Here is a 23,783-nt window from a genome sequence, read left to right as displayed (position 1 = left end):
CGGGGTGGCGGCCCGGCCCCGTTACACGCCCACCCCCGCGCCCCGCAGGCCCCGCGCCCCGCGCCCCGCGCCCCGCGCCCCGCGCCCCGCGCCCCGCGCCCCGCGCCCCGCGCAACTTCAGGGATGTTGCTGCCTCCCAGGCACCGTAGGCAGCACTTTCCCTGAAGTTGCGCGGATCTTGGACTGGGCCGGGACGGGGATCGTGCTCGATCATGGTTGTAGTGGCCACCAGGGCGGCTCGAAGCCCCCTATCCATGATCGAGCACGATCTTGGCCGCCCGGACACGTCGATCATGAGGTTGGCCGGGCGTTCCGTCCGAGTTGTCCCCGCCAACCTCATGATCGACGGGTTGGACCCGGGCGGTGGGTGGTGCGCAGGACCAGTAGGACCACGATCAGGAGCAGGGCGGTCATCGCCAGGGCGCCGGGTGCCTTGGTGAAGCGGGCCAGGTTCGTGCCGTCGGGCAGGGTCAGGAAGGCCGCCACCGCCACTGGCAGCACGAACCACGTCGTTCGGGCGGCGGTTAGTGCGAGCAGCGCCAGGGGCCAGGTCGCGTACCAGGGGTGGAAGACCGGGGACAGGACGACGGTGGCGACCAGCGCCAGGGCAGCGCCGTGCAGCACCACCCGAGGGCGCGCCTCCTCGACCCGAGCCTCCTCGACCCACGCCCCGTCGACCCACGCAACCTCGACCCGCGCCCCGTCGACCCGCGCGCCCTCGACCCGCGCCACATCGACCCGCGCGCCCTCGACCCGCGCCCCATCGACCCGCGCCCCATCGACCCGCGCGCCCTCGACCCGCGCCACCCGCCGGGCATCGCTGAAGCCGCGCAGCGCCCGCCAGGCCCGCCACCAGAGCACCACCAGCACCCCGGCCAGCAGCAGCAGGGCGACTGCCCGGACCACCGGCACCGCCTGCGGGTCCCGGCCGACCAGCGCACCGGCGTAGTCCACCACGAACCCGACGGCGGTGGGTGGTGACGTCCACTGCTCCGAGTCGCCGCTGTGCGTCAGCCCGCCCACCCAGCCGAACCCGAGCCCGGACACCGCCGAGGTGACCAGCACCGCACCGAGCAGCCCACCGGCCAGCCAGCCGCCGTCGCGCAGCAACGCCCGTACGGTGTGACGACCACGGACTGCGGCCAGGGCGGCGAACGGCACCACCACGACCGCGCTGGCCTTCACGGTCACCGCCAACCCGAGCAGCGCCCCGGCCAGGAGCAGTGCCGGAGGCCAACCCGGTCGCCGGATCGCCACCAGCAGCCCGCAGAGCAGCAGGCCCAGCATCACCGCGTCGTTGTGCGCGCCGGCGATGAGGTGCACCCCGACCAGTGGGGCGGCCAACGCCAGCCACGCGGCGCGCCGGGTCGGCACCCCGGCTGCCCGTGCCAGGCCGGGCAGGGAGATCGCGGCCAGCAGCAACCCCGCCACGGCGATCACCCGCAGCAGCACCACAGTGCCGGTGAGCCCGCCGCCGAGCGTGACCGCCAGCGCCGCGAGCAGGACGAACACCGGCCCGTACGGTGCCGGGGTGTCCCGCCAGATCGGCGCAACCGTGTCCAGCCAGGGGCAGCCCGCCGCCGCCACCCCCACCGCGTACGGGTCGACGCCGTGCGCGTATGTCCAGCCCTGGCAGGCGTACGAGTAGACGTCCCGGCTGCCCAGTGGTGGCGCGACGAGCAGCGGCAGCGCCCACAGCCCGGCCGTGACGTACGCCCACCGGGTCGACGGTGCGCCCCCGCGCAGCGACCACCACGCACCGACCAGCAGCGTGGTGCCGGCCAGCCAGCAGATCAGCGTCGCCGGGCCGTCCGGGGTTCGCCAGGTCGACACCGGTGTCACGCCGAGCGGGGCGTCGGGCAGGGCACCGCCGAGGTAGCCGGCCACAGTGAGCAGGACCGCGCCGGCCAGGCCCGCGTACCGGGCAAGGCGTGCCGACAGAGGACGAGGCGGCGACGGAACACGCGAGGGCGGAACAGGCGGCGGAACAGGCGGCGGAACAGGCGCGCCGGGAGCGGTCACCGGCGCACCTTCCCTCAGTCGGCGGCGACCGGCTGACGGGCCGCCCGAGCCGACCGTACCAACCGGACGACCACCACGATCACCAACAGCGTCATCAGTGGCGCCCCGACCGTCTTGGTGTACCGGGGAAACCCGGTGCCGTCGGGCAGCACCAGGAAGGACGCGACGAGGGCGACCACTGTGAACCAGCCGGTACGGCGGGCGGTGGCGGCCAGCACGAACAACGGCCACGTCCAGTACCAGGGGTGCACCACGGGAGAAAGCGCGACGGTGACGGCGAGCGCGAGGCCGGCGTAGTACAGGGGGTCGCGGGTGCGGGCCCGCCACCAGAGCCAGACGAGGAGGACGGCCAGGACCACCACGGCTATCCCGCGCGTCACCGGCAACGCGTCGATGTGAGCGCCGAACAGCGCGGCGACGTAACCGACGGTCTGACCGACGGCGGTCGGCGGGGACGTCCAGGCGACGGCGGCGCCGCCCTGGGACAGCCCGCCGATCCAGCCGAAGTCCAGCCCGCCGGCGATTGTCACTCCCAGCACGGCGGCGACCGCACCGCCGACCACCCAGCCGCCGTCGCGGATCAGCGACCGGAGCCGGTACGGGCCGGTGGTGGCCGCCAGCGCTGCGAACGGGACCACCACCACGGCGGTGACCTTGATCGACACGGCGACTCCGAGGAGCAGCCCGCCGACCAGCAGCATGCCGCGCCGGCGCGGGTGTGCGGCCACCACGGCCAGCCCACCGACCAGCGCGGCGAGCATCAGTATGTCGTTGTGTGGGCCACCGATGAGGTGCGCGGCGACCAGCGGGGAGCCCAGCGCCAGCCAGACCGCCCGCTTGGCCGGCACCCCGGCCCGGCGGGCCAGCACCGGCAGCGCCCACGCGCTCAACACCACGCCGAGCAATGCCAGCGCCCGGAACAGCACGATGCTGGCGGTCAGCGAGCCGGCGACCTTGACCACCGCAGCCGCGACGAGCACGAAGAGCGGCCCGTACGGCGCCGGGGTGTCCCGCCAGATGTAGGAGACCGAGTCCAGCCAGGGGCAGGGCAGCGCGGAGACGCCCTGCTCGTACGGGCTGATGCCACCGGCGAAGCTGGCGCCCTGACACGCGTACGCGTACACGTCGCGGCTGCCGAAGGGCGGCGCGACCAGCAGCGGCAGCAGCCACAGCCCCACGGTGAGCAGCGCCCAGCGAGTCGACGGGCCGCCGTCGCGCAGCGCCCACCAGGCGTACGCCATCAGGCCGGTGCCGACCGCCCAGGCGGCCAGGATCAGCGGGCCGTTGGTGCCCTGCCAGATGCTGACCGGGGTGCTGCGCAGGGGGCCGCTGGGAAACGCGCCGCCGAGGAACGCGGACAGCGCGAGCAGCATCGAGCCGGCCAGGCCGGTCCAGCGCGCGAGGTGGGGAGGCACGCCCGACATGCTGCCAGCACCCCGGTGGGTGACCGACGGCAGGACCGTCAGCAGTGGTTGGCCGGTGCCAGGCTGCTGGAGATCGAGTAGTCGCCGGCCGCGCGTACCCGCACCTCGGTCCACCCGTCGGCGCCGGGTCGCAGGCAGCCGTCCGGGCCATCGAGCGACAGCCACCGTGACCACCGCACCTTGACCGGCACGTCGCCGGGCGTGGCCGTCAGCCGGACCGCGCCCCGGTCGGCGGTGACGAGCCGGCCGGGGGCCCCGACCAGCGGCGTCGGATCGACCACCTCGTACAGGCGCCAGGTCGGATCGCGCCAGACCTCCCGCAGGTACGGCAGGTCGCCGCGGATCAACGCGGCCTCGTCGCGGCCCCACCGGTCGGCGGGAGCATCCGGGGCGACCACCACGTAGGTGACCGCCTGGTCGCGGAGCCACTGCTCGTAGGTCTGGGCGCTCAGGGTGCCGTCGTAGAACAGCGCGTTGCGGTCGCTGTCGACCTGGCGCTCCCAGCCACGGGCCAGCGGCACGGTCGGTGGCAGGTACGCGGACTCCCAGTGGTCGCGCAGCGGCACCACCTCGACCCGCCCGACGGGCTGCCGTCGGTCGAGTTCCGCGACGAGCGGGCGGTAGAACGCCGGGGCGCTCTCGGCGGCGCCGGCCCGGGTGACGTCGCTCAGCATCACCGGGGACTGCCACCAGACCGTCGCGGCGAGCAGCCCGGCAAGCCACGGACCGGGCAGCGGCGCGTACCCGGCCAGCACGGGCAGCGCGAAGAGCAGCGGCAGGCGCAGCGCGTTGGAACCGATCGGGCTGGGCACGTAGTACGCGCCGACCAGGAGCAGCACGGTGAGCAGCGCGCCGACGCGCAGCACCCGGCGACGACGCGGCAGCACGACCGCCACCAGCACCGCGAGCGCGACGTTGATCCGCATCGACTCGGCCGAGTACGGCTGGGTGCCCCCGTTGCCGAAGAGCAACGCGATCGGCGCCAGGGTGACGGCGGGCGCCACGGCCAGCACGAACCCCTCCGCCAGTGGTCGCTCCGAGCGCCACCCACCGGGCAGTGCACGGCCGGGCCCGTCGCCTCTGCGCAGGGCGGCCAGCAGCAACGCCGCGCCGGCCAGACCGGTGAACAGGCCGGCGACCGGGCTCGCGGCCGTCGCCAGGGCGGCGCAACCGGCGGCAAGTGCCAGGCGAACCGGGCGTGGCGGGCGTTCCGCGCTGACCGCGCAGAGCGCCAGCAGCCCGAACGCCAGCCCGACGGCGAAGGTGACCCGACCGCTCGCCAGGTTGCCGACGAGGACCACGGCACCGAGGACGCCGGCCAGCAACGGCCGGCGGGCCCGGCCCCGGACGAACAGCCAGCCCAGCGCCGCCGCGCCGAGCACGGCGGCGACGGCCCCCAGTGGACGCATCCCGATCAGCGCGCCCAACCTGGCCGTGAACAGGCTGTAGCCGTACTGGTTGACGCCGCCGTACCAGCCGAGGTCGATCGGCGCGGCACCGTACCGGTCGGCGAACTCGGCGCGGGCCACCTGGGCCGCGAGGTCCGTGCCCATCCGCGGCGCGAGCAGGAACGCGGCGGCGAGCACGACCGCGGCCCCGGTCGCCGCCGCCCAGACCACCTGCGGGGACCGCGTGGCCGGACGGGTCGACGCGTCAGGCATTCAGGACCCGCTCCGTCGCGGCACGGGAGCGGCGGCCGACGCGCAGGTACTCGTCGAGGAACTCCCCCGGGTCGTCCCGGCCGAGGAGTCGGACCACGCCGGCCAACTCCACCCCGTGCCGGGGCAACTGGTCGCCGGCCCGGCCCCGGACCAGCATCAACGCGTTGCGGACCTGCGCGGCCAGAGACCACCCGGCGGCCATCTCCGCGGCGTCCGTCGGGTCGATCAGGCCGGCCCGCTCGGCGGCCGCGAGGGCATCGAGGGTACGCGTGCCGCGCAGCGCCGGGATCGCGCCCGCGTGCCGGAGCTGGACGAGTTGCACGGCCCACTCCACGTCGGCCAGCCCGCCGCGCCCCAGCTTGGTGTGGGTGGCCGGGTCGGCGCCCCGGGGCAGCCGCTCGGTCTCCACCCGGGCCTTGATCCGCCGGATCTCGACGACCTGCTCGCGGGTCAGCCCCTCGGCCGGGTAACGCACCGGGTCGATCATCGCCTCGAACTCGGCGCCCAGCTCGGCGTCGCCGCAGACGAACCGGGCGCGCAGCAGGGCCTGTGCTTCCCACACCCGCGACCAGCGGGCGTAGTACGCCGCGTACGCGGCGAGGCTGCGGACCAGCGGGCCCTGCCGGCCCTCCGGGCGCAGGTCGGCGTCGACGCCCAGCGGCGGGTCGGGGGCGGGCACGCCGAGCAGTCGGCGCAGCTCCTCGGCGATCGCGTGGGCGGCGGCGCTGGCGGCGCTCTCGCTGGACCCGGCGGGCGGGTCGTAGACGAAGAGCACGTCGGCGTCGGAGAGGTAGTTCGACTCGTACCCGCCGAGCCGTCCCATGCCGATCACCGCGAACCGCAGCCCTTCCGGGGCCGGCTGGCTGGCCTGGGCGGCGCGCAGCGCGGCGGCCAGGGTGGCGTCGGTGACGTCGGCGAGGGCCGTGCCGACCTGGGTGATGTCGGCCAGCCCCGGTGCCGGCCGGTTCGCGCCGTCCGGTCGGGTGGGTGTGGGTGCGAGCGCGCCCGCCCGACAGAGCACGTCGGCGCAGGCCACCCGAACGAGTTCCCGGCGCCGCAGTGCGCGTACCGCGCGGGTGGCCTCGACCGGGTCGGCGTGCCGGGCCGCTGCGGCGAGGAACCCCTCCCGGAGCACCTCGCGGGAGCGGGGCGCCAGCTCGTTCTCCTCGGCCAGCAGCCGCAGTGCCTCCGGGTCGCGGGCGAGCAGGTCGGCGACGTACCGGGACAGCGCCAGGACCCGGGCCAGCCGACGGGCGACCGGGCCACCGTCGCGCAGCAGCCGCAGATACCAGGGGGTGCTGCCCAGCTTGTCGGACACCTTCCGGTAGTTGAGCAGCCCCCGGTCCGGTTCCGGCGCGTCGGCGAACTCGCTGAGCAGCACCGGCAGCAGGGTGCGCTGGATGGCCGCCGTGCGACTCACCCCGCCGGTGAGCGCCTGGAGGTGCCGCAGCGCCCCGGCCGGGTCGGCGAACCCGAGGATCTCCAGCCGGTGCCTGGCCGCCTCCGGGGTGAGGCGCAGCCCGTCGGCCGGCACCCGGGCCACCGACTCCAACAGCGGCCGGTAGAGCAGCTTGGCGTGCAGCCGGCGTACCTCGGTGGCGTGGGTGACCCACTCGGCCCGGAAGCTCTCCACGGCGCTGCGCCCCGGCGCCGCCGTGAAACCCAGCGCGGCGGCGAGCCACCGCAGCGCGCCCGGCTCGGTGGGAACGGTGTGCGTACGACGCAGGCCCTGGAGTTGCAGCCGGTGCTCGACGCTGCGCAGGAAACGGTAACCGCGCAGCAGCGCCTCGCCGTCGGCACGGCCGACGTAGCCACCGGCGACCAGCGCGCGCAGCGCCGGGATGGTGCCCGGCGCCCGCAGCGTCTCGTCCCCGCGACCGTGTACGAGTTGCAGCAACTGGACGGCGAACTCGATGTCGCGCAGCCCGCCGGGGCCGCGCTTGATCTCGCGCTCCAACTCCTTCGGCGGGATGTGGTCGATGATCCTGCGCCGCATGGCGCGGACGTCCTCGACCGCCTCGGGTCGCTCGGCCGCCCGCCAGACCAGCGGCGCGAGCTGGTCGATCCACTCCTGGGCCAGCGGGAGGTCCCCGGCGGCCGGGCGGGCCTTGAGCAGCGCCTGGAACTCCCAGGTGCGCGCCCACCGCTGGTAGTAGGCCAGGTGGCTGGCGAGGGTCCGCACCAGCGGGCCCCGGTTGCCCTCGGGGCGCAGGGCGGCGTCCACCGGCCAGGCGACCAGCCCGCAGATGTGGATCAGCCGGGTCGCCACCAGGGTCGCGGCGGCCAGGTCGGCGTCCTCGGCGGCCACGAAGATGACGTCCACGTCGGAGACGTAGTTCAGCTCGCCGCCGCCACACTTGCCCATCGCAACCACCGCGAGCCGAGGCCGCTCGGTGCCCTCCGCCAGTTCCGCGACGGCCACCTCGTAGGCAGCGGCCAACGTCGCGTCGGCCAACGCGGAGAGCGCGGCCATCGTCTGCTCCAGGCCGCGCCCGCCGGTCAGGTCGGCCGCCGCGATCCGCAGCAGCGCCAACCGGTACGCGGTCCGCAGCACCGCCACCGGGTTGCCACCGGCGGCCGGCTCCAACCGTCCCTCGGCGATCGGCGCGAGCCCGTCCGGGGCGGTCCGCAGCGCCGTGCAGTGGTCGGGATGGGCCACCAGGTGATCGCCGAGCGCCGACGAGGCACCCAGCACCGCGATCAGCCGCCGCCGCAGCCCGGGGTCGGCGTGCAGCTCCGCGAGCAGCGGCGAGTCGGCGGCGCCGTCGGTCGTGCGACGTTCGGCCTCGACGATGCGGTGCAGTTGGCGCAGCGCCAGGTCCGGGTCGGCGGCCCGGGACATCGCGGCCAGCAGCTCACCGGCCGGCTCGTCGGCCGGCTCCTGCTCCTCCGGCCGCCACAGCCGCAGCCCGTCCGGGCCGAGCAGGTCGGCGGCACGGGCGCCGCCGTCGCCCTCGGCGGTGCCGAAGCCGTACCGGGCGAGCCGGCCCGTTGCCCTGGTCGGCCGGCTCATCAGTGCCCGAGCAGCGGCAGGCCACGCCGCATCGTGCTGTCGTCCAACTCACCGAGGGCAAGCGCGGCGAACCGGGCGGCGAACGGCTGCCAGACCTCCTCGATGTCGGGCAGCACCGAGGCGCAGGCCGCGACCACCAGCTCCGGGTCGTAGCCCAGCTCGGTGAGTTGGGCCGAGTCGGTGGCCCAGTCGGCGATCATCGCGGCGTCACACTCGATGTGGAACTGCAGACCCCAGGCCCGGTCACCGAGCCGGAACGCCTGGTGCGGGTAGCGGGTGGACGCGGCCAGCAGGGTGGCACCCCGGGGCAGCTCGGTGATCTCGTCGGCGTGCCACTGGAGCACGTCCGGGATCAACGGCACGTACCGGAACAGCGGGTCGTTCTCGGCGGCGTCGCGCCGGCCGACCACGCCCGGGCCGATCTCCGGCCCCGATGGACTCCGCTCGACCAGGCCGGCATGCGCGGTGGCGAGCAGTTGCGCGCCCAGGCAGACGGCCAGGGTCGGCACCCGGTAGCGGACCGCCTTGCGCAGCAGGCCCTCCACCGCCGGAAACCACTGTGCGCCGGGCGAGCCGTCCGGCAGCGGGTACGCCTGCTGGTCGCCGCCGAGCACCACCAGCGCCGCGTACCCCTCCAGGTCGGCGGGGAGCTCGTCGCCGGCGTGCGGGCGAACCACCCACAGCTCCAGCCCAGCCTCGGTCAGCCACTCGCCCAGCCGGCGTGCGTCGTCGGTCGGGTCGTTCTCGATCACCAGCGCGGTTGCCACAGGTCGAGGCTAGCCGGTGCGCCGCGCGGCGCAGCGCCCCGCCACAGGCCCACGCTTCCGGTGGTGTCCCTCTGCGGCCGCCGGGACCTGGCGTGGTCGTTAGGCTCAGCGGTTGTGATCAGCGACGACACCGCAGCCGTCCGCCCGCCCGTGCTGCTCCCGGGCGACGCGGTGCTGCTGGTGTCGCCGTCCGGCCCGACCTCGCCGGAGCGGGTGGCCCGGGGCATGGAGCTGCTCACCGGGTGGGGCCTGCGCCCGGTGCCGGCGCCGAACGCGTACGCCCGCCACGGCTACCTCGCCGGCACCGACGACCTACGGGCCGCCGACCTGAACACGGCCTTCACCGACCCGGAGATCCGCGGGGTGATCTGCACCCGGGGCGGGTACGGCGTCCAGCGGGTCGTGGACGCCATCGACATGACCGCCGTCCGCCGCGACCCGAAGGTGGTGGCCGGCTTCTCGGACATCACCGCGTTGCAGTTCGCACTGTGGCGGGGTGCCCGGCTGGCCGGGGTGCACGGTCCGGGAGCGGCCTGGCGCGACGAGCGGACCCCGCTGCGCTCCGCCGAGTCCCTGCACGCGGCGCTCATGACGACCGAGCCGGTGTCGATCACCGCGGTGCCCACCGAGGAGACCTTCGGCGTACGCGTCCCGGGCCTCGCCACCGGCACCCTGCTCGGCGGCAACCTCTGCATGATCGCCGCCTCGATCGGCACACCGGACCTGCCCGACCTGACCGGGGCGGTGCTGTTGATCGAGGACGTGCAGGAGCCCCCGTACAAGGTCGACCGGATGCTCACCCAGCTGCGCCGGGCCGGCGCGCTGGACGGGCTGGCCGGGGTGGCGGTCGGGCAGTTCACCGACTGCGGTGACGGCTGGGACACCACGATCGTCGACGTGCTCACCGAACGCCTCGGCGACCTGGGCGTACCGGTCCTCGGCGGCCTCCCCATCGGCCACGGCCCCAACCAGCTGACCGTCCCGGTAGGCACCCAAACGACCCTGAATGCCGAAAACGGCACCCTGACCGCATCCCCCGCAGTCCAGTAACGCACCCCCACCCCCTGCCCTGCCCGCGCTCCCCGCCCAGCCCCTCCCCGCGCTCCCCGCCCCTCCCCGCGCTCCCCCGCCCCTCCCCGCCCCGGTGATCAAGAGGTTTGCGTCAACTTCGGGCGGGATTTTGACGCAAACCTCTTGATCAACCAGGGACGGCGGGGCTGGGACGGCGGGGCGGCGCCGGGGCGGGGGTCAGGGGATCAGGGGATCAGGTGGGCTACTGCTCCTATTTCCAGGGCGGCCCAGACGCCCTGGGGGGTCAGGGTGATGCCGTGGGGTTCGGCGTTGGCGGTGGGCAGGTCGTGGCCGTCGATCCGGCCCGTGCCGTCGATGTGGCCGATCCGGTTGGCACCCCACTCGGTGAACCAGGCGCCGCCGGCCGGGTCGGCCACGATCGCGTGTGGGCGGGCCGCCCGGTCCGGCAACGGGAACTCGGTCATCTCGCCATCCGGGGTGATCCGGCCGAGCTGACCGGCGGCGATCTCCACGAACCAGATCGCGCCGTCACCGCCGAGGGTGATGCCGACCGGGCCGGCGTTCGCGGTGGGCACCGGATGCAGCGTCACCCGGCCGTCGAGGTCGATCCGGCCGATCGCGTTCGCCTGGTTGAGGGTGAACCAGAGCGCCTGGTCCGGGCCAGCGGTGATCATCGAGGCGAATCCGCCGGCCACCGGCAGCGGGAACACCTCGACCGTGCCGTCGGTGCCCACCCGGCCGATCGTGTCGGAGTTCATTCCGGCGTACCAGAGTGCGCCGTCGGGGCCGGCCGCGATGCCGCACGGCGCGGCGCCGGTCGGCAGGACGACCACCCGCTGCTCACCGTCGACGCTGATCCGGCCGATCCGGTCATCCCCGGAGCGGGTGAACCAGAGGGCGCCGTCCGGCCCGGTGGTGATGATCAGCGGTCGGCCACCGGCCGGGTCCAACGGGTAGGTCCGGATCGCGCCGTCGGGGGCCAACCGGGCGATCGCACCGGCGTGGACCAGCGTCAGCCAGAGCGCGCCGTCCGGGCCGGCAGTGATGCCGTACGGGCCGGCGCCCGGCGCGGCGAGTGGGATCTCACGAATCTCGGCGGTCGTCACGAGGCGTGGTCCTTTCGTCGGGGTTTTCCCACCCTGATCGCAGGGACGTCGACGTTGCAACCGGTTTGTCCGGTCGCTGGTCGCAGATTGTCAGCCCGCTGACAGGTTCGCCATGGGCCGCGCCCAGACTTTCCAGTCACTGTCGGTGACGTCATCGCAGCATCAACGACAACCTGGAGGACTGATGTTCCGCACGATGTCGAAGAAGCACCTGCTGGCCAGCGTGGCCGCCGCCGGTGTGCTCGGCGTGGGGATCGCCGCCCCCACGATGGCGTTCGCCGCTGACGGCAGCACCCCGACGCCGAGCGCCAGCAGCAGTGAGCAGCCGCAGCAGCAGGACCGGCAGGGCGACAAGAAGGGCGAGCGGCAGGGCGAGTTCGCCGAGAAGCTCGCCACCGAGCTGGGCGTCCCCACCGACAAGGTGACCGCCGCGCTGGAGAAGCTGCGCGAGCAGCACAAGCCGGCCGACCGGCCGGAGCGCCCGTCAGCCGAGGACCGGCAGGCCGCGCTCAAGGAGCGGCTGGACCAGGCGGTCAAGGACGGCAAGCTCACCCAGGAACAGGCCGACGCCATCACCAAGGCCGTCGAGGCCGGCGTCTTCCCCGGCCCCGGCGGCCACCGCGGTCCGGGCGGTCACGGCGGTCCGGGCGGTCACGGCGGTCCCGCGGGTACGCCGGGCAAGTAACCCCGGCAGACCCGCGGGTACGCCGGGCAGGTAACCCCGGCAGACCCGCGGGTACGCCGGGCAGGTAGCCCCGGCAGCCCTCTGGTCGAACCGGGCCCACCCCGGCTTGATCCACTCGGGTTTCGTGAAGTGGCGGTGTCCGGCGCACCCGGACACCGCCATTTCCTTGAGCCGGAGTTGATCATCACTGCCGAGCCCCAGCGAGGCAGGTACGCCAGCCCCGAGCGGCACCGGCACCCGACGCAAGGGGTCAGCCCCGAGGCGCCGGCCGGGAGCGCATCAGCCCTGGGCGGGCGGAGGGCTGAACACACCCAGGTGGTTTCCGGCCGGGTCGAGCAGGTGGGCGAGGGTGAGGCCGCTCGGTGCCGTACGGGCCGCCACCAGCACCTTGCCACCGGCCGCCTCCGCTCGCCGGCAGGTTTCCGACACGTCGGTGACCTCGGCGTAGAACACCGCGTAGTTCGGTGACGTCCCGTCGGTGGCCCGAATCGCCCCGCCGATCCCGGTATCGCCACCAGCGCCGGTCACCCGGTAGGACCCGCCGCTGCCTGCGCCCTGCTCCTCGAAGGTCCAGCCGAACAGCTCTCCGTAGAAGCGCTCCGCCTCCTCCGGCCGGTCGGTGCCGATCTCGAACCAGGTGATGGGCGTCGTGGACATCTGCTGCCTCCAGAGTTTCCGTGCCGGCCGTTCGGCCGTCGTCTGGAGCAGTCTCTGGGTCGTCCGCGACACCGTCCTGTCGGTGTTTCCGGATCACCCAACGGAGACCCGCTCTCGAAAACCCGTCAGACCAGGCTCAATGAGCGGACCCGCTCGCGCGGAATGTCCAGGTCGGTCGGGCGCAGCTCGCGGGACACCACGTCGGGCAGCGCCTGGACGCTTTCGATCCGGTCGGTGCGGAAGCAGCGCAGCTCGTCGCGCAGTCGGCACCAGGCCAGCAGATACCAGTGTCGCGGGTTACCGAGGTAGCCCAGCGGCTCGACGTCACGGACCGAGCCGGCGCCGGCCCGGTCCGCGTACCTGATGCGCAGCACCCGCCGCGCGGCGACCGCGTCGGCGACGAGGGCCGGGACGGGCGTGGCCGGCCCGTCGCCGACCAGGTGCACGCGGCCGGCGAGGCGGTGCGCCTCGACGGCGTCGGCGGCTGGCAGCACCGCCATCAACTTGCGCAGCGCGGTGCCACCCGGCCCGGCGAACGGCGTGCCGGCGAGCCGGCGTAGCGCGACGGCCATCGCGACCGCCTCGGCCGCGGTCAGGTTGACCGGCGGCAGAGTGCGGGCGCGATCCACCACGTAACCACCGGTGCGCCCAGGCTCGGCCCAGATCGGCACCCCGGCCTCCTGTAGCGCGCCGATGTCCCGTTCGATGGTGCGGCTGCTCACCTCGAAACGCGCGGCCAACCAGCGGGCGCTGCGCGGCCTCGGCGACACCGCCCGCAGCTCCTCGACCAGCGCGTAGAGACGGTCCGTACGGTTCATGCCCGGCACGCTACGGCCGGGGTACGACGCCCGTCGGCGACCGCCCGCACTGCGACGCGGAGGGCCGCCACAGCAAGACGCGGACGGCCGCCACAGCAAAGCGGACAGCCGCCTCAGGCGATGCAGGCGCAGACGATCAGCGCGGCGCCGAAGTGGGTGGCGGCGCTGACCCGGGCCGCCGGGTGCGGCTCGTCCGAGCAGATGACCTCGCCGAGCTTGCCCGGGGTGAGCAGGTCGAGCACGAAGAAGGCCAACGCCATGATGGCCAGCCCGACGATGCCGAAGATCACCGTGGAGGCGAGCCCCCTGCCGAAGTCGCTGTAGCTGGTCAGGATCGCGGTGAACACGATCCCGGCGATGCCGAGCTGGTTGGCGGCCAGCAGCAACCCCGCGTTGGAGTTGCGCTGCACCCAGATCAGGTCGCGCAACCGACCGGGCGTGAGCAGGTCGACCAGCACGAAGCCAGCCGCCATGAGCCCCACGCCGACGATCCCGAACACGACGCTCTGCCAAGCACCGCTGAGCAGATCCTCCAGCACCGACTGCCTCCCGACTCTCCGCCCGGAGGGGGTACCGGCGCGGTGATCGAGACGATAGCGGCAGCGCGCAAGCGCGTCAGCCCCGCGGTTACAGCGCCAGGTAGCGCTGCCGCTGCAACCGCGTCAGCCCTCGGTTAGAGCGCCAGGTAGCGCTGCCGCTCGTACGGGGTGACCTCGCGCCGGTACTGCTCCCACTCGGCCCGCTTGTTGCGCAGGAAGAAGTCGAAGACGTGCTCGCCGAGCACCTCGGCGACCAGCTCGGAACCGGCCATCACGTCGATCGCCTCGGCGAGGTTTTCCGGCAGCGCCTCGTATCCCATGGCACGCCGCTCGGCGCTGGTCAGCGACCAGACGTCGTCCTCGGCGCCCGGCGGCAGCTCGTAGCCCTCCTCGATGCCCTTCAGGCCGGCGCCGAGCAGCACCGCGAAGGCCAGGTAGGGGTTGGCCGCCGAATCGGGTGAGCGGACCTCGACGCGGGCCGAGTTGGGCTTGCCGTACGCGGGAACGCGGACCAGCGCGGACCGGTTGAGGTGACCCCAGCAGACGTACGCGGGGCTCTCGGTGATCCGGTCCGGCAGGGCCTGCGGGAAGAGCCGCTTGTACGAGTTGACCCACTGGTTGGTGACCGCTGTGTATTCCCGGGCGTGCACCAGGAGGCCGGCGATGAACGACTTGGCCACCTTGGAGAGCTTCATCGGGTCACCGCTGTCGTGGAAGGCGTTGCGCTCCCCCTCGAACAGCGACAGGTGGGTGTGCATCCCGCTGCCCGGCTGGTCGGTGAACGGCTTCGGCATGAAGCTGGCCTGCACTCCGGTGGAGAGCGCCACCTCCTTGACGACGTGCCGGAAGGTCATGATGTTGTCGGCGGTGGTCAGCGCGTCGGCGTAGCGCAGGTCGATCTCCTGCTGGCCGGGCGCGACCTCGTGGTGGCTGAACTCCACCGAGATGCCGATGCGCTCCAGCGCCAGCACGCCCTGGCGGCGGAAGTCGCGAGCCACGGCGTGCGTGGTGTGCTCGAAGTAGCCGCCGGTGTCGACCGGGGTGGGCACCGAGCCGTCCTGCGGGCCGTTCTCCAGGAGGAAGAACTCGATCTCGGGGTGGGTGTAGAAGGTGAAGCCCTTCTCGGCGGCCTTGGACAGCGCCCGGCGCAGCACGTGCCGGGGGTCGGCCCAGGACGGACCGCCGTCGGGCAGCAGGATGTCGCAGAACATCCGGGCGCTCTCGCCGCTGACCCCGCCCTCGAACGGGAAGACCTGGAAGGTGGTCGGGTCGGGCATGGCCACCATGTCCGATTCGAAGACCCGGGCGAAGCCCTCGATCGCCGAACCGTCGAAGCCGATGCCCTCCTCGAAGGCCGCCTCCAACTCCGCCGGCGCCACCGAGACGCTCTTGAGCGTGCCCAGCACGTCGGTGAACCACAGCCGGACGAACCGGATGTCCCGCTCTTCCAGCGTGCGGAGGACGAACTCCTGCTGACGGTCCACTTCCCCAACCCCTCGCGACGCTCTGCTGTCCGCCTTGGTCGGGCTGCGCGCCCGACCTGATCGCCCAGTCTTACCGGGCCTGGTTACGCAGACGTTACGCGAACTGCCGCCCGCCGTCCCCTCGCATCCCGCCCGGCGGGCGGGGGCCCTGCCGCCGACGAGCCCGTGCCCCGCCGCACGGCGGGCGCCGTCGCCGCAGCGTGGCGGCCATCTCGTCGGAGGGTGGGGATTGTCCCGTTGAGGCTGGGGCAAGATGAGGACATGCCCACCCTGCGTCTCGCCCTGTCCCAGGTCAACCCGAGCGTCGGCGACCTCGCCGGAAACGCCGACCTGGTCCGCAGCTGGACTCGCCAGGCCGCCGATGCCGGTGCCCAGCTGGTGCTCTTCCCGGAAATGATGCTCACCGGTTACCCGGTCGAGGACCTGGTCTTCCGGCGCTCCTTCGTGGCCGCGTCCCGGGCAGCCGTGGAACGGCTCGCGGCCGACCTCGCCACGGACGGCCTCGGTGAGGTGCCGGTGGTGGTCGGCTACCTGGACGCCGACGGGCCGCCGCAGGTCAGCGGCGACGCCGAGCCGGGCCGGGGTGCCCGCAACGCCGCCGCGCTGCTGCACCGGGGGGTCGTCGCCGCCCGCTACTTCAAGCACCACCTGCCCAACTACGGGGTCTTCGACGAGGACCGCTACTTCCTCCCCGGCGACACGCTGACGGTGGTGCGGATCGGTGGCGTGGACGTCGCGCTGACCATCTGTGAGGACCTGTGGCAGGCCGGCGGCCCGTTCGCCGCCGCCCGGCAGGCCGGCGTCGGCCTCGTGGTCAACATCAACGGCTCGCCGTACGAGCTGAACAAGGACGACATCCGGCTGCCGCTGGTCCGCCGCCGGGCCGCCGAGGCGGGCGCCGCCATCGCGTACGTCAACATGATCGGCGGACAGGACGAGCTGGTCTTCGAGGGCGACTCGATGATCGTGACCGCTGACGGTGAGCTGCTCACCCGCGCCCCGCAGTTCGTCGAGCACCTGCTCGTGCACGACGTCGAACTGCCGGCCGCCACCGCCACGACGACCACGGAGGCCGTCGCGGACGGCATGCGCATCGCGCACAGCACGCTGGACGGCATTCCGGCCGCGCCGACCGGCCCGGGCGCCACCGGCGGCCTGATCGAGCCGGTGGCCGACGAGGCCGAGGTGTGGCAGGCCCTGGTGCTCGGTCTGCGCGACTACGTCAACAAGAACCGGTTCCCGTCGGTGGTGCTCGGCCTCTCCGGCGGCATCGACTCGGCGGTGGTGGCCGCGTTGGCCGTCGACGCGCTCGGACCGGACCGGGTGGTCGGGGTGTCGCTGCCCAGCCAGCACTCCTCGGAGCACTCCCGGGAGGACGCCGCCGACCTGGCCAAGCGCACCGGCCTGGACTACCGCGTCGAGCCGATCCAGCCGATGGTGGACGGCTTCCTGGCCAACCTGTCGCTGTCCGGTGTGGCAGTGGAGAACCTCCAGGCCCGGGTCCGTGGCGTGATCCTGATGGCGCTGTCGAACCAGGAGGGCCACCTGGTGCTGACCACCGGCAACAAGAGTGAGCTGGCGGTCGGCTACTCCACGCTGTACGGCGACTCGGTGGGCGGCTTCAACCCGGTCAAGGACGTCTGGAAGACCCTGATCTGGCGGCTCGCGAAGTGGCGCAACCGGGACGCGGCCCGGCGCGGCGAGACCGCCCCGATCCCGGAGAACTCGATCGGCAAGCCGCCGAGCGCCGAGCTGAGCCCGGGCCAACTGGACAGCGACAGCCTGCCCGACTACGACGTACTGGACCCGATCCTGATCGGTTACGTCGACGGTGACCTCGGCCGCGACGGGCTGGTCGAGTCGGGTCACGACCCGGCGATCGTGGACAAGGTGCTGCGGCTGGTGGATACCGCCGAGTACAAGCGTCGGCAGTCGGCACCGGGCACGAAGATCTCCATGAAGGCGTTCGGTCGGGACCGCCGTCTGCCGATCACCAACCGGTGGCGCGAGCACGGCTGACGCGTACCCCTGGGGGTGTCGGGTCGGTGGCGCGACCCGGCGCCTCCCCGCGGGGGCCGCGTGGCGCGGGCCTCGCGGTTTCGCTGTGGAGTGACATCTTGCACTGGGCCCTGCCGTCACCCCGTCTCACGGTGCGACGATCGCGACGGAACCCGGGGACCGCGCAGGCGGCCTCGAGGAAGGGAGACAGAGATGGTGGAGTCCACTCCGAACGAGGTGACCGCGCTGTACGGCGGCCCGGCCACCCGACGGGTCCGCACCCGGGACCTGATCGCCGCGAAGGAGCGCGGTGAGCGGTGGCCGATGCTGACGTCGTACGACCAGTACACGGCGTCGATCTTCGACCAGGCCGGTGTGCCGGTGCTGCTGGTCGGCGACTCGGCCGCGAACAACGTGTTCGGCTACGAGACGACTCTGCCGGTCACGGCCGACGAGTTGCTTCCGCTGGTGCGGGCCGTGGTGCGGGCGACCCGGCAGGCGCTGATCGTCGGTGACCTGCCGTTCGGCTCGTACGAGGAGGGGCCGGCGCAGGCGCTGCGCACCGCCGTCCGGTTCATGAAGGAGGGTGGCTGCCACGCGGTGAAGCTGGAGGGTGGCCGCCGCTGCGCCGAGCAGATCGCCGCGATCGTCGGCGCCGGCATTCCGGTGATGGCGCACATCGGTTTCACCCCGCAGAGCGAGCACACGCTGGGCGGCTACCGGGTGCAGGGCCGGGGCGACGCCGCCGACGAGGTGCTTGCCGACGCGCGGGCGGTCACGGAGGCGGGGGCGTTCGCTGTGGTGCTGGAGATGGTGCCCGGCGAGGTGGCCAAGCGGATCACCCACGAGCTGCCGATCCCGACGGTGGGCATCGGCGCCGGCCCGGACACCGACGCGCAGGTGCTGGTCTGGCAGGACATGGCGGGCCTGCGGACCGGAAAGACGCCCCGCTTCGTCAAGCGGTACGCGGACCTGGCCGGCGTGCTCACCGACGCCACCCGGCGTTTCGCCGACGAGGTCCGGGGCGGCGAGTTCCCGGCCGCCGAGCACACCTTCTAGGAATGCTCACGGCGTGACCCACTCGGGTTTGCCGAACACGCGGTGTCCCTGACCTCGGGACACCGCGTGTTCACGAAACCGGAGTGGATCACGCCGGCCGAGAATGACTCAGATGTCGGTGACGCGGATGCCCGCGTGTGCCTTGTAGCGCTTGTTGATCGCGATCAGGTTCGCGGTGAACGCCTCGATCTGGTGGGCGTTGCGCAACCGCCCGGCGTAGATGCCGCGCATCCCCGGGATCCGGGCGGCGAGCGCGCCGACCACGTCGACCAGCTCGCGGTCCTCGGTGCAGATCAGCACGTCCAGGTCGATCCGGTCGACCTCCGGGTCGGCCAGCAGCGGGGCGCTGACGTGGTTGAACGCCGAGCAGACCCGGGAGTCGGGCAGCAACGCTGCGGCCTGCTGCACGGCGCTGCCCTCGGCGACGGTCAGCGCGTACGGGCCCTGCTTGTCGAAGCCGAGCGGGTTGACGCAGTCGACGACGATCTTGCCGGCGAGTGGCTCGGCCAGGGCGGCGACGGTGGCGGCGTGCCCGTCCCACGGCACCGCGATGATCACCACGTCGCTGCGTCGGGCCACCTCGTCGTTGGCCGCGCCCGTGACACTGCCGGTGGCCGGCACACCGGGCAGGGCGGCGATCTCGGCTGCGGATTCGGCGGCCCGCTCAGCGTTGCGGGAGCCGATCAACACCGTCTGCCCGGCCCGCGCGAACCGGTAGGCGAGACCTCGCCCCTGGTCGCCGGTGCCACCGATGATGCCGACCGTCAGCCCGGACACGTCGGGGAGCGTGCTCGCGTCGTATGCCATGGGTTCATCCTCGCAAACCGACCGGTCCGGCAGCAGCGCGGAGCACTGTGACGATCCCCGCTGCCCCGCGCCCGCAGGGTCAGGCCAACTCAAACAGGACCGTGCGGGCTGGCGGGTCCGCGGTGACCAGCCGGACGCGGACTCGTTCGCCGAGCGGTAGGTCGCCGAGGCATCGGCTGCGCACCGGTGGGGCGTCCAGCGCGACCGTGCCGCCGGGCGGTCGGGTGCGGGCCCGACCGTTGGGCGGCGCGTCGACGTCCAGCACAGCCGCGTCGAAGGTCTCACCCACCCGGTGCTCCAGCAGCACCGCCTCGGCCAACTCGACGGCGCCCCGGGTGGCCGTCGAGGCGATCCGGTCGGTGCTGGCCATCACCTCGGGCAGCCGGGACAGCGCGGCGCGAGCCCAGTCGGGCACCGGCTGGCCCGCGTGCAGGGCCAGGCAGACCTCCGTGGCGTACCGGTCGGCCAGACGCCGCAACGGCGCCGTGACGTGGGCGTACGTAGCTGCCACGCCACCGTGCTCCGGTTGCTCCGGCACCGTCCCGTCGAAGGCGGTGTACGCGGCGCCGCGCATCAGCTCGGCCGCCTGGTCGATGAACGCGGCGGCGCGCGGCTGGGAGGCGTCCAGAGCGGCGATCACCTGACCCGGGCCCATGTCGTCCGGCCAGTGCACGCCCAGCGGCGCGGCGGCGGCCCGCAGCCGCTGCACGGCCTCCGGTTTCGGCGCGGGCATCGTCCGCAGCAACCCGACCCGGCCGGCCAGCATGATGTCGGCGGCGGCCATCCCGGTCAGAAGGGAGATCTGGGCGTTGTGCTCCTCCATCGGCACCGGCGCGCGCAGCACCAGTTGCCAGCCGTCGCCGTCGGGCTCCAGATCCTGCTCAGGCAACGGCAGGTTGATGGCGCCCCGGCGCAACCCGCGGGCCGTCAGCCGGTCACCGATCTCGGGCAACAGTGCGATCGGCTCGGGCAGCCGCCCGGCGTCGGCTGCCGCCTGCACCCCGGTGTAGTCGAGTTTGGCCCGGCTGCGAACCAGGGCACGTTCCAGCTCCACGGCCACGGTGCCGCCGTCGGCGTCCAGGTCGATGGTCCAGACCACCGCGGCCCGGTCGTCGTCGGGCAGCAGGCTGGCCGCACCCTCGCTGAGCGTGTGTGGGTGCAGCGGCACGTTCCCGTCGGGCAGGTAGATGGTCTGCCCGCGCCGCCAGGTCTCCGCCTCCAACGCGCCGCCCGCGGAGACGTGGGCGGCGACGTCGGCGATCGCGTACCGCACCCGGTAGCCGCCACCTGGACGGCGGGCGAGGTGCATCGCCTGGTCCAGGTCGCGGGAGGTGGCCGGGTCGACAGTGACGAACGGTACGTCGGTGCGGTCGACGGGCGGGCGCGGCGGCGCGCCGGCCGCCTCGTCGGCCTCACGTTGGGCGTCGGCCGGGAACTCCCCGGGCAGGCCGAGTTCGCGGCGCAGTGCGCCGAAGTCGATGCGGGGCGCGAGTACGCGTCGGATGACCACGAGTCAATCCTGACAGCGCCGCCGGTGATCCGCTTCCGGTGACCGGCCGAGATATCTCTCCCCGGGCGAGCCCGGGTCGACCTGCGCTCAGCCGGTCGCCTTCCGGGCAGCGCTGCGCGGGCTCCGGGGCGCGGTAGCCCGTGCGGCGGCAGGGCGGGCCGGTGACTTGCGGGCGGTCACCTTGCGGGCCGGGGCCTTGGCCGCGACGGTCTTCTTCGCCGGGGCCTTCTTGGCCGCCGCCTTGCGCGCGGTGGTCGACGAGGTGCCCGTCGCCTTCGCGGCCGGGGCCTTCTTCGCCGGAGCCTTGCGAGCACCGCCGCTGGGACCGGTCGACGCGGTCTTCTTCGCCGGCGCCTTCTTGGCGGCCGTCTTCGTCGCCGCCGTCCTCTTCGCCGCTGTCTTCTTGACGGCGGACGCCTTGGTCGCGGTCTTACGCGCCGGCGCCTTCGCCGCTGCGGTGGTCTTCTTCGCCGCCGAGGTGGTGGTCTTCTTCGCGGCGCCCACGGTCTTCTTCGCGGCGCTGGTGGTCTTCTTCGCCGTACCCGTGGTCTTCTTCGCCGTGCCCGTCGTCTTCTTCGCGGCTGCGGTGGTCTTGCGCGTCGCGGACGCCGGGGCCCGCTTCGCCGCGACAGTTGTCGAGCGGGTGGTGGTCTTCTTCGCGGGGGCCTTCTTGGCCGTCGTGGTGGCCTTGGTCGTGGTCTTCTTCGCGGGAGCCTTCGTGGCCGCCGTGGTGGTCTTCTTCGCCGGGGCACGTCCCGCGCCGCCGGCGGCCTTCCTCGCCGGGGCCTTCGCCGCCTTCGCACCCGCCGTGGACTTGCGGACGGGGGTGGTCCGGCTCGCGGCCGTGTTGCGCTCCGCCGCGGCGGTCTTCTTCGCGGTGGTGCGTCGGGCGGCCGGGCGGGTGGTGGCCTGCTGTGCTTCGGCCATCGTGGTTCCCTCCTTGGGGACGTGCTCTCGCGTGCGTCCTCGCGGAGCACGAAATGCCTCGGCGCGGGCCGTCCCGCGCCGCCTACTTGTTCTCCCCGGCCCAACGAGCGTCCTCGGCATCCCACGCCTCGTTCCGCTCCTGCACGCGTTGCAGGGCGTTCTCCGCGTCGGCCGCCGAGTTGTACGGGCCGAGAACGTGCTTCGCCGGACACACGTCGGCGTCCGTCTCGACCCGGTGATGCCGGGTGCACCAGTAGAACTGCCCACCACGTTCGCTGTCGCTCATGGGAATCACTGTGCACCGCGAACCGTCAGGCCGCCACCGGATCGCACAAGTCGCCGACCCTCTCCACAGTAGATATGCATGGGGCCCGTGGGGCCTGAACAGCGAAATAGGGTCAGGACGAACAGTCAGTTCCCGCAGGTGGCGGGCTGGGGCATGATCTGCGCTCGTGATCAACACGGTGACCGGCACGGGGGCGTGCCCGGAGTGTGGGGCGAAGACGGCATCGCTACGGGACGCGGTGCCCTGGTGTCCCCGCTGTGAGTGGCATCTGGACGCCTACGACCCGCAACGGCGTCGACGCGAGTTCGGTTGGAGCTGGGTCGACCGGTGGACCTACCGGATGGCGTTCCGGGCGACCGGGCGGCAGTTCACCCAGTTGGTCGGGCGGCCGTTGGGCACCAACGGATCGGGAGCCGCTCGCGCGTTGACGGCGACAGCCTCGTTGATCCTGGTCGCCGCGGTGCTCGCGCTCGCGGTCGTCGGCGGGTGGCTGATCGTGGCGTTCCCGTTTCCCAACCTGGCGATCGTGCCGGGTGTGGCGATGGTCGGCCTCGCTATCGCGTTGCGGCCCCGGTTCGGTCGACTCGACCCGGAGCTGGAGGTGCTCACCCGCGACAAGGCCCCGGAGCTGTTCGGCCTGATCGACGAGGTGGCCACCGCGATCGGGGCGCCGGTGCCGGACGTGGTGGGCGTCGACGACGCCATCAACGCGTACGCCGGCGCGGTCGGGCTGCGGCGCCGCAAGGTGCTCGGTCTCGGGCTCCCCTTGTGGGGTTCGCTTCCCGCCGGCGGTCGGGTGGCGCTGCTCGGGCACGAGCTTGGCCACTTCGTCAACGGTGACCCGCGCCGAGGCCTGCTCACCCAGCCCGCGTTCGACATGCTCGCCTCAGCCTCCGACCTGTTCCGGCCGGTGCAGACCACCGTCGGCGCGGGGCTGCTGGAGATGCTGGGCGACGCCCTGGGCCGCGCGTTCCAGTGGGTGGTGTCCCGGGTGCTTTTCGTCGCGTACCTGCTGTTGGTGACGGTGGCGTTGCGGGACAGCCAGCGTGCCGAGTACCTCGCCGACGAACTCGCCGCCCGCGCTGCCGGCACGACCGCGGCGACCGACTTCCTCGACACCCTGCTCGCCGCCGAGTCGCTGGAGCTGGCAGTACGCCGCGAGACGCGGGCGGGGCACGGCCCGGACCGGTGGCGCTCCGCCCTGGCCGAGTCCCTTGCGGCCAACACCGACCGCCTGCCGTTGCTGCGGCAACTGTCGGTGCGCGACGAGGCGTCGCTGTTCGCCTTCCATCCGCCGACCGGACTGCGCCGCCAGATGCTCGCCGGACGCACCTGGCAGGAGCCTGCTGTGGTGCTCACCCCCGGCCGGATGGAGCGGATCGACGCGGAGCTGGCCAGGGAGTACGACCGCTTCCGCCGTGCCGTCGCCTGGGCGGGCTGACCAGCGCGACGACTGGTCGTGGGGTCGCGCCTATGATCGCCGGATGGGGACACCGGACTACATCGTGGGGATGCGCAAGCACGTCGGCCACGACCTGCTCTGGCTGCCCAGCGTCAGCGCGGTGGTCCGCAACGACGCCGGTGAGCTGCTGCTGGGCCAGCGTTCCGACGACGGGCGGTGGTCGGTGATCAGCGGGTTCGTCGAGCCGGGCGAACAGCCGGCCACCGCGCTGGTCCGCGAGGTGCGGGAGGAGACGGGTCTGGACGTCGCGCCGGTGCGGATGTCCAGCGCCGTGTCGCACCCGCACACCTACCCCAACGGGGACCAGTGCGAATACCTGAACCTGGGCTTCCTCTGCCGGGTGGTGGCCGGCACCGCCCGGGTCAACGACGACGAGTCGCTGGCCGTGCGGTGGTTCGGATTGGACCAGCTGCCCGAGCTGGACAAGCATGCCCTGCTGGTCATCGCCTACGCCCTGCGCGACAACCGGTCGGCCGGTTACCTGGAGCCGGGCGTGACGTGGGACGACGTGCCCGACTGAAGGGGT

General features: G+C 73.4%; 20 protein-coding genes. 6 read left to right on the top strand and 14 right to left on the bottom strand.

The window, feature by feature from the left end; genetic code table 11:
* Window positions 1–336: 336 nt before the first annotated feature.
* The 5 genes from mptB (KBX46_RS27495) to KBX46_RS27475 form a co-directional block, all read right to left on the bottom strand.
* Complete coding sequence (gene mptB, locus KBX46_RS27495) at window positions 337–1,941, bottom strand: polyprenol phosphomannose-dependent alpha 1,6 mannosyltransferase MptB (RefSeq protein ID WP_210794795.1); 1,605 nt, start codon at window positions 1,939–1,941, stop codon at window positions 337–339.
* Between the two features lie 95 nt (window positions 1,942–2,036).
* On the bottom strand, window positions 2,037–3,437 hold the full coding sequence (gene mptB / locus KBX46_RS27490; protein WP_210794780.1) for a polyprenol phosphomannose-dependent alpha 1,6 mannosyltransferase MptB: 1,401 nt from the start codon (window positions 3,435–3,437) through the stop codon (window positions 2,037–2,039).
* A gap of 47 nt (window positions 3,438–3,484) precedes the next feature.
* Window positions 3,485–5,107: a hypothetical protein gene (locus KBX46_RS27485; protein WP_247668263.1), complete on the bottom strand. Its 1,623-nt coding sequence runs from the start codon at window positions 5,105–5,107 to the stop codon at window positions 3,485–3,487.
* On the bottom strand, window positions 5,100–8,120 hold the full coding sequence (locus KBX46_RS27480) for a bifunctional [glutamine synthetase] adenylyltransferase/[glutamine synthetase]-adenylyl-L-tyrosine phosphorylase (RefSeq protein ID WP_210794778.1): 3,021 nt from the start codon (window positions 8,118–8,120) through the stop codon (window positions 5,100–5,102). Before KBX46_RS27480 ends, KBX46_RS27485 begins: the two co-directional genes overlap by 8 nt.
* A complete protein-coding gene (locus KBX46_RS27475; protein WP_210794776.1) occupies window positions 8,120–8,887 on the bottom strand; it encodes a type 1 glutamine amidotransferase in 768 nt (255 codons plus the stop codon). Before KBX46_RS27475 ends, KBX46_RS27480 begins: the two co-directional genes overlap by 1 nt.
* A gap of 114 nt (window positions 8,888–9,001) precedes the next feature.
* Here KBX46_RS27475 and KBX46_RS27470 point away from each other — a divergent pair, with 114 nt between their 5' ends.
* On the top strand, window positions 9,002–9,937 hold the full coding sequence (locus KBX46_RS27470; RefSeq protein ID WP_210794774.1) for an LD-carboxypeptidase: 936 nt from the start codon (window positions 9,002–9,004) through the stop codon (window positions 9,935–9,937).
* A gap of 206 nt (window positions 9,938–10,143) precedes the next feature.
* On the opposite strand, the gene KBX46_RS27465 is transcribed toward KBX46_RS27470, so the two are convergent.
* On the bottom strand, window positions 10,144–11,025 hold the full coding sequence (locus KBX46_RS27465) for a virginiamycin B lyase (protein ID WP_210794772.1): 882 nt from the start codon (window positions 11,023–11,025) through the stop codon (window positions 10,144–10,146).
* 184 nt (window positions 11,026–11,209) lie between these two features.
* Between KBX46_RS27465 and KBX46_RS27460 the strand changes: the two genes are divergently transcribed.
* Window positions 11,210–11,710 carry a hypothetical protein gene (locus KBX46_RS27460; RefSeq protein WP_210794770.1) on the top strand — a complete coding sequence of 167 codons (501 nt, stop codon included), beginning with the start codon at window positions 11,210–11,212 and terminating at the stop codon, window positions 11,708–11,710.
* Between the two features lie 279 nt (window positions 11,711–11,989).
* Here the strand turns inward: KBX46_RS27460 and KBX46_RS27455 are convergent, their stop codons facing one another.
* From KBX46_RS27455 to glnA, 4 genes are all read right to left on the bottom strand, one after another.
* Window positions 11,990–12,367: a VOC family protein gene (locus tag KBX46_RS27455; protein ID WP_088949501.1), complete on the bottom strand. Its 378-nt coding sequence runs from the start codon at window positions 12,365–12,367 to the stop codon at window positions 11,990–11,992.
* A gap of 125 nt (window positions 12,368–12,492) precedes the next feature.
* Complete coding sequence (locus KBX46_RS27450) at window positions 12,493–13,185, bottom strand: YafY family protein (RefSeq protein ID WP_088949502.1); 693 nt, start codon at window positions 13,183–13,185, stop codon at window positions 12,493–12,495.
* 113 nt (window positions 13,186–13,298) lie between these two features.
* Window positions 13,299–13,724: a DUF350 domain-containing protein gene (locus KBX46_RS27445; protein ID WP_210794768.1), complete on the bottom strand. Its 426-nt coding sequence runs from the start codon at window positions 13,722–13,724 to the stop codon at window positions 13,299–13,301.
* A 134-nt stretch (window positions 13,725–13,858) separates the two neighbouring features.
* Complete coding sequence (gene glnA / locus KBX46_RS27440; RefSeq protein ID WP_088949504.1) at window positions 13,859–15,208, bottom strand: type I glutamate--ammonia ligase; 1,350 nt, start codon at window positions 15,206–15,208, stop codon at window positions 13,859–13,861.
* Between the two features lie 261 nt (window positions 15,209–15,469).
* Between glnA and KBX46_RS27435 the strand changes: the two genes are divergently transcribed.
* The gene (locus tag KBX46_RS27435) at window positions 15,470–17,227 is read left to right on the top strand and encodes an NAD+ synthase (protein WP_210794766.1); all 1,758 of its coding nucleotides are present in this window, start codon (window positions 15,470–15,472) and stop codon (window positions 17,225–17,227) included.
* 192 nt (window positions 17,228–17,419) lie between these two features.
* Window positions 17,420–18,265, top strand: coding sequence for a 3-methyl-2-oxobutanoate hydroxymethyltransferase (gene panB, locus KBX46_RS27430; RefSeq protein WP_210794764.1), 846 nt, complete (start codon window positions 17,420–17,422; stop codon window positions 18,263–18,265).
* A gap of 108 nt (window positions 18,266–18,373) precedes the next feature.
* Here the strand turns inward: panB and npdG are convergent, their stop codons facing one another.
* The 4 genes from npdG to KBX46_RS27410 all read right to left on the bottom strand — a co-directional run bounded on the left by npdG (window position 18,374) and on the right by KBX46_RS27410 (window position 21,795).
* Window positions 18,374–19,072, bottom strand: a complete 699-nt coding sequence (npdG, locus tag KBX46_RS27425; protein ID WP_088949507.1) for an NADPH-dependent F420 reductase — start codon at window positions 19,070–19,072, stop codon at window positions 18,374–18,376.
* A gap of 79 nt (window positions 19,073–19,151) precedes the next feature.
* A complete protein-coding gene (locus tag KBX46_RS27420; RefSeq protein ID WP_210794762.1) occupies window positions 19,152–20,582 on the bottom strand; it encodes an RNB domain-containing ribonuclease in 1,431 nt (476 codons plus the stop codon).
* Between the two features lie 87 nt (window positions 20,583–20,669).
* On the bottom strand, window positions 20,670–21,509 hold the full coding sequence (locus tag KBX46_RS33040; protein ID WP_197699555.1) for a histone: 840 nt from the start codon (window positions 21,507–21,509) through the stop codon (window positions 20,670–20,672).
* 82 nt (window positions 21,510–21,591) lie between these two features.
* Window positions 21,592–21,795, bottom strand: a complete 204-nt coding sequence (locus KBX46_RS27410) for a hypothetical protein (RefSeq protein WP_088949509.1) — start codon at window positions 21,793–21,795, stop codon at window positions 21,592–21,594.
* Between the two features lie 166 nt (window positions 21,796–21,961).
* Here KBX46_RS27410 and KBX46_RS27405 point away from each other — a divergent pair, with 166 nt between their 5' ends.
* The gene (locus KBX46_RS27405) at window positions 21,962–23,236 is read left to right on the top strand and encodes a M48 family metallopeptidase (RefSeq protein ID WP_210794761.1); all 1,275 of its coding nucleotides are present in this window, start codon (window positions 21,962–21,964) and stop codon (window positions 23,234–23,236) included.
* Window positions 23,237–23,279: 43 nt separating this feature from the next.
* A complete protein-coding gene (locus tag KBX46_RS27400; protein WP_210794759.1) occupies window positions 23,280–23,777 on the top strand; it encodes an NUDIX domain-containing protein in 498 nt (165 codons plus the stop codon).
* The last annotated feature ends 6 nt before the right edge of the window (window positions 23,778–23,783 follow it).

This window comes from Micromonospora sp. C81, from assembly GCF_018070425.1.
GTDB classification, from domain to species: Bacteria; Actinomycetota; Actinomycetes; order Mycobacteriales; family Micromonosporaceae; genus Micromonospora; species Micromonospora zamorensis.
The sequence above is the reverse complement of the archived record's forward strand: the minus strand, read 5'-3'. Positions and strand labels throughout refer to the sequence as shown.